This is a genomic window from Dietzia sp. NPDC055340, from assembly GCF_053645335.1.
The window spans coordinates 1-6,185 of record NZ_JBSHML010000035.1 but is presented as its reverse complement, the minus strand read 5'-3'; the positions used below and the strand labels follow the sequence as shown (position 1 = coordinate 6,185).

General features: G+C 69.3%; 3 protein-coding genes. 1 reads left to right on the top strand and 2 read right to left on the bottom strand.

Annotation, left to right across the window (positions count from 1 at the left end):
• Positions 1-56: 56 nt before the first annotated feature.
• The gene (locus ACWIFB_RS17155; protein WP_452099081.1) at positions 57-2,246 is read right to left on the bottom strand and encodes a 3-hydroxyacyl-CoA dehydrogenase NAD-binding domain-containing protein; all 2,190 of its coding nucleotides are present in this window, start codon (positions 2,244-2,246) and stop codon (positions 57-59) included.
• Positions 2,247-2,288: 42 nt separating this feature from the next.
• The gene (locus ACWIFB_RS17150) at positions 2,289-3,500 is read right to left on the bottom strand and encodes an acetyl-CoA C-acetyltransferase (protein WP_452099080.1); all 1,212 of its coding nucleotides are present in this window, start codon (positions 3,498-3,500) and stop codon (positions 2,289-2,291) included.
• 134 nt (positions 3,501-3,634) lie between these two features.
• Here ACWIFB_RS17150 and malQ point away from each other — a divergent pair, with 134 nt between their 5' ends.
• A complete protein-coding gene (gene malQ / locus ACWIFB_RS17145; protein WP_454058883.1) occupies positions 3,635-6,031 on the top strand; it encodes a 4-alpha-glucanotransferase in 2,397 nt (798 codons plus the stop codon).
• Positions 6,032-6,185: the final 154 nt, after the last annotated feature.

Sequence of the window (6,185 nt, the reverse complement as noted above, 5' to 3'; positions counted from 1 at the left end):
GGGGAACACGTCCCCGGAGCGGCCGCCGTCTCCTCTCGCACTACGCGAGCTGCCGATCAGCCCTGCTCGGCCGCCAGCTTCTTCAGCGACTCGGTGGGCGCGAAGCGCTCGCCGTACTTCGCGGCCAACTCCTCGGCGCGGGCGACGAAGCCCTTGTAGCCCGAGGCCTCCTTGGCGCCCGGCTCCGAGTAGTTCTTGGCGTACTGGCGGGTGCCGCCGGTCCACGCCGGGAACCCGATGCCGATGATCGAGCCGATGTTGGCGTCGGCGTCGTCGACGATCACGCCCTCGTCAACGCACTTCTGCGTCTCGAGCACCTCGGCGAAGATCATGCGGTCGATCAGGTCCTGCAGCGGCGGGGCGTTGTCCGGCGAGGTGGTGAACGCCTCGCGCAGGCCCGGCCACAGACCGGTGCGCTTGCCGTCGGCGTACTCGTAGAAGCCGGCGCCGGCGGCGCGGCCCGAGCGCTTGATCTCCTCGACCATCTTGAGCACCACGCGGTCCGACGAGCTCGGCACGTACTCCTTGCCCGCGGCCTCCTCGGCCTCACGGGTGGCCTGACGGATCTTGACCATGAGGTTGAGGTTCAGCTCGTCCGACAGCTGCAGCGGGGCGGCCGGGTAACCGGCGATGCGGCCGGCCTGCTCGATAGTCGCGGGCTCGATGCCCTCGTCCAGCATCCCGATCGCCTCGTTGACGAACGTGCCGATGACGCGCGAGGTGTAGAAGCCGCGCGAGTCGTTGACGACGATCGGCACCTTGCGGATGGCGAGCGTGAGATCGATCGCGCGGGCCAGCGCCTCCGGGGTGGTCTTCTCGCCCTTGATGATCTCCACCAGCTGCATCTTGTCGACCGGGGAGAAGAAGTGGATCCCGATGAAGTCCTCGGGGCGCTGGACGCCCGTGGCCAGGTCCGTGATCGGCAGGGTCGAGGTGTTGGAGCCGAGCAGTGCGTCGGGGTTGACGATGCCCTCGATCTCCTGGAAGACCTTCTTCTTCAGCTCGGGAGACTCGAACACGGCCTCGATGACCGTGTCGCAGCCCGCGAGATCCTGCGGGTCGATGGTCGGCGTGATGCGGGCCAGGAGAGCGTCGGACTTCTCCTGGGTGGTGCGGCCACGCTCGAGCGCCTTGGCCTCGATCTTCTCGGAGTAGGCCTTGCCCTTCTCGGCGCCGGCCATCTCGACGTCCTTGAGGACGACCTCCATGCCGGCCTTGGCACACACGTACGCGATGCCCGCGCCCATCATTCCGGCGCCGAGGACGCCGACCTTCTTGAACTCCGTGCGGGGGATCTCCGAGCCGTCGGCGGCCTTGGGGCGGGCGCCGCCGGAGGCGCAGTGCTGCATGTCGAAGAAGAACGCCTGGATCATGTTCTTCGCGATGGGGCCGGTGACGAGCTCGACGAAGTAGCGGGCCTCGATCTTCTCGGCCGTGGCGAAGTCCACCTGCGAGCCCTCGACGGCCGCGGCCATGATGGCGCGCGGCGCCGGGGAGGGCGCGCCCTTGGTCTGCTTACGCATGTTGGCCGGGAAGGAGGGCAGCACGCCGGCCAGAGCCGGATCGCTGATGGTGCCGCCGGGCAGCTTCCAGCCCTTGCGGTCCCACGGCTGGGAGGCCTCGGGCCCGGTGGCCAGCCACGCCTTGGCGGCATCGATCAGCTTCTCGGGCTCGACCACCTCGTCGACCAGCCCCGCCTCGAGGGCCTTGGCCGGGGCGAAGGACTTGCCGGACATGAGGATGTTCGGGACTGCCTGGGCCAGGCCGAACATGCGGACGGTACGGACGATGCCGCCGCCGCCGGGCAGCAGGCCGAGGGTGACCTCCGGGAGTCCGACCTTGGCGCCGCGGGCGTCGGCCATCACGCGGTGGTGGGTCGCGAGCGCGAGCTCGAGTCCCCCGCCGAGGGCCGCACCGTTGATGGCCGCCACGACCGGCACGCCACAGGTCTCGAGGGCGCGCATGCGCTCCTTGATGCCCAGGGACCGGGTGTAGAGGTCCTCGGCGTCGGCGGGGCCGGCCTTGATCATGGACTTGAGGTCGCCGCCGCCGAAGAAGCTCTTCTTGGCGGAGGTCAGGACGACGCCCTTGATGGACTCCTTCTCGGCCTCGATGCGGTCGACGGTCTGCGCGAAGTCCTCGATGAACCGGGCGTTCATCGTGTTGGCGCCGTGGTCGGGGTCATCCATGGTGAGGGTGACGATGCCGTCGCCGTCCTGCTCCCACCGGAACATGTTGTCGCTCACTGGTTTTCTACTCCTGTATGGCTGTGGTGTCGGTGGGCTGGATCAGACGCGCTCGATGATGGTGGCCACGCCCATGCCGCCGCCCACGCAGAGGGTGACGAGGGCGCGCTTGCCGCCGGTGCGCTCGAGCTCGTCGAGCACGGTGCCGGTGATCATGGCGCCGGTGGCGCCGAGCGGGTGGCCCATGGCGATGGCGCCGCCGTTGACGTTGAGCTTCTCGTCGGGGATGTTCATGTCCTTCTGGAAGCGGAGGACGACGGAGGCGAACGCCTCGTTGAGTTCCCACAGGTCGATGTCGTCGGCGGTGAGGCCGGCGGTGGCGAGCGCCTTCCGGGCGGCCGGGGTGGGTCCGGTGAGCATGATGGTGGTGTCGGCGCCGGAGGTGGCGGCGGCCACGACGCGGGCGCGCGGGGTCATCCCCATCTCCTTGCCGGCCTTCTCCGAACCGACGACCACCAGCGCGGCGCCGTCGACGATGCCGGACGAGTTGCCACCGTGGTGGACGTGGTTGATCTCCTCGACCCAGTGGTACTTCTGCAGCGCCACGGCGTCGAAGCCACCCATGTCGCCGACCATGGCGAACGAGGGCTTGAGGCCGGCCAGCGACTCGACGGTGGTGCCGGGACGCATGTGCTCGTCGCGGTCCAGGACGGTCAGCCCGTTCATGTCCTTGACGGGCACGACCGACTTGTCGAAGCGGCCCTCCTCCCACGCCTGCGCCGCGAGTCGCTGCGAGCGCTCGGCGTAGCGATCGACATCCTCGCGGGAGAAGCCCTCGAGGGTGGCGATCAGGTCGGCACCGATGCCCTGCGGCGAGAAGTAGGTGTCATAGTTGGTGGCCGGGTCCATGGCCCAGGCGCCGCCGTCGCTGCCCATCGGCACGCGCGACATCGACTCGACGCCGCCGGCGAGGACGACCTCGTCCCAGCCGGAGCGGATCTTCTGAGCAGCCATGTTGATGGACGTCAGGCCGGAGGCACAGAAGCGGTTGATCTGCACGCCGGCGACGGTGTCGGGCATCTTGGCGGCGAGCGCGGCGATACGGGGCAGGTCCATTCCCTGATCGCCGAGCGGGCTGACGATCCCGAGGATGATGTCCGAGATGCGGTTCTCGTCGAGATCCGGGAAGCGGCGACGGGTCTCGTCGATGAGCCCGACGACCAGGTCGATGGGCTTGACCCCGTGCAGGGCGCCGCCTGGCTTGCCCTTACCCCGCGGTGTGCGGATCGCGTCGTAGATGAATGCCTCGGTCATGGGTGGTCCACGGCCTTTCTCTGGGCGGAACTGGTACGTGTTCACGGCTAGGGTACGTGTCGCCCCTCACACGCCGTGGAGTGCGGTCCGTTTTTTGCCCCGCGCGGCCTTTCGCGGGCTGGCACAGTGGGGGTGTGACCGCGACATCCGCCGTTCCCCCAGCCCTTCCCGAAGCCCTGGCCGAACTCGCCGCGGAATGCGGTGTGGCCACGGGGTACACCGATGCGCACGGCGTCCACCGCGACGTCCCCAAGCGCACCGTGCGCGCCGTCCTCGCCGCGATGGGCGTCGGCGCCGGGAGTCGCGCCGACCTCGCCGCGGAAGATGACGCCCACGACGACGACAACGCCGCCACCCGCGCCACCGACACCGACGACCGGGCCGCCCTCGAGGAGGTGCGCCTCGCGCCGTGGCGTCGTGTGCTCGCGCCGACCGTGGTCGCCACCGAGGGCGCCACCCGTGTGGTCCCGATCCATGTCCCGCTGGGTGCGAACGTGACGGTCTCGGTCCACCTCGAGGAGACGCCCTCCGCCACCGCCGGGTCCGCCGATCCGATTCCCCTGCTCCCTCTCAGCGGCGACCGCATCCAGCGGCAGGTCGACGGAACACCGATGGAGCAGATCTCCGTGAGTGTGCCCGGCGATCTGCCGGCGGGGTGGCATCAACTGCGTGTTGTCGTCGTCGACCCCGGCGTATCCCCCACCCACACCGCGAGGACAGGCGCCACCGACGCCTCCCGCCCCGACGGAACCCACCCCGGCGCGACCTACACGGCGACGCTTCTCGTCGCGCCGGCGAGCATCCCCGTCCCGGCCGGCCTGGACGAGCGCCGCGCGGTGGGCCTGGCGGCACAGCTCTACCAGGTGCGGTCGGCGACGTCCTGGGGCATGGGCGATCTCGCCGACCTGATGGACCTCGCCACATGGGGCGGCCGCGAGCTGGGCGCCGACTTCGTCCTGGTCAACCCGATGCACGCCGGCGAGCCGTTCCCGCCGGTGAGCCCGTCGCCGTACCTTCCCACGACGCGTCGTTTCGCCTCGCCCTTGTACCTGCGCCCCGAGCTGCTGCCCGAGTACGCCGACCTTCCCGATACTGAGCGGACCCGCGTCGACGAGCTCGCCGGCCTCACCGCCGGCACCGAGGCCAACAGGTCGGATTCCCTCGACCGCGACGCCTCGTGGGCCGCCAAGATCGAAGCTCTACGCCTGTTGTACGCAGTACCCCGGACGCCCGACCAGGCCGCAGAGTTCGAACGCTTCATTCGCGAAGGAGGGCCCGGACTCCGATCCTTCGCCACCTGGTGCGCGTTGGCCGGGGAGTACGGGCCGGACTGGGTGAACTGGCCCACTGACCTGCGCGATCCCGAGTCCGAAGCGGTCGAGCGTTTCGCCTCAGCCCACACCGAGGAGATCGACTTCCACCAGTGGCTGCAGTGGGTGACCGCCGAGCAGCGGGCGCGCGCGCAGCGATCGGCACTCGATGCAGGGATGCGACTGGGTATCCTGCATGACCTCGCGGTGGGCGTGCATCCCTCGGGCGCCGACGCATGGTCGCTCAAGCGCTCGCTGGCGCGCGGGGTGTCGGTCGGCGCTCCCCCGGATATCTATAACCAACGGGGGCAGGACTGGTCGCAACCTCCGCTCCGCCCGGACGCGTTGGCCGACAACGGCTACCGACAATTCCGCGATATCGTCCGGGCCGCGTTGCGCGATGCGGGCGGCGTGCGCATCGACCACATCCTCGGGCTCTTCCGTCTGTGGTGGATCCCCGCCGGGTCCCCACCCACCGACGGCACCTACGTCCACTACGACAGCGACGCCATGCTCGCCGTCCTCACCCTCGAAGCGTCACGTGCCGGTGCGGTGGTGGTGGGCGAAGACCTGGGCACCGTTGCCCCGGGCGTGCGCGAGGCCCTGTCCGAGCGCGGCGTGCTGGGGACGTCGGTGATGTGGTTTGAACGGACCGACGACGCCGGCGATACCGACGACGCCCACGACCCGGGCATCTCCGGCGGCGCCCGACACGCTGGAGACGAGTTTGACGACGACAACGCTCCCGCTCGGCCACTGCCACCGGAGGAATACCGCCGCTTGTGCATGGCGTCCGTGACCACCCATGACCTGGCGCCGACCGCCGGGTACATCGATCTCGTCCATGTCGATATCCGTGACGAGCTCGGCCAACTCACCCGCGACGTGGCCGACGAGCGCCGGGACGCGGCCGCGGAGGTGGATGGGTTCGTCACCGCGGTTCGAGAGCGCGGGTTACTCGAGGGCGACTCCCCAGACGACCTCATCGTCGCGTTGCACGCTTTCCTAGCGACGTCGCCGTCTCTGTTGCTCACTGTCTCGCTCGCGGATCTGGTGGGCGACCGCAGACCTGTGAACATGCCCGGTACCTCGACCGAGTACCCCAACTGGTCGGTACCTCTGGCGGATGGGGATGGACGGGCCCTGTTGTTGGAGGATGTGGTGCGCTGTAGCTTGCCGAAGCGGGTGTTCGCCGCTGTGGGTGTGGTGGGTGGTGGGTAGTGGTCCGGGGCTGGCGGGCTGGTGCCGGTGGGCTGGTGCCGGCGGGATGCGGGTTTTGGGGGTTAAAGGCCAGAATGTGTGTATGGATACCCGGATTTAGTGGGTGTGGCCTGCGGTGATGGTGGGTTGAACATGCTCTGAAAGCATGTTCGGT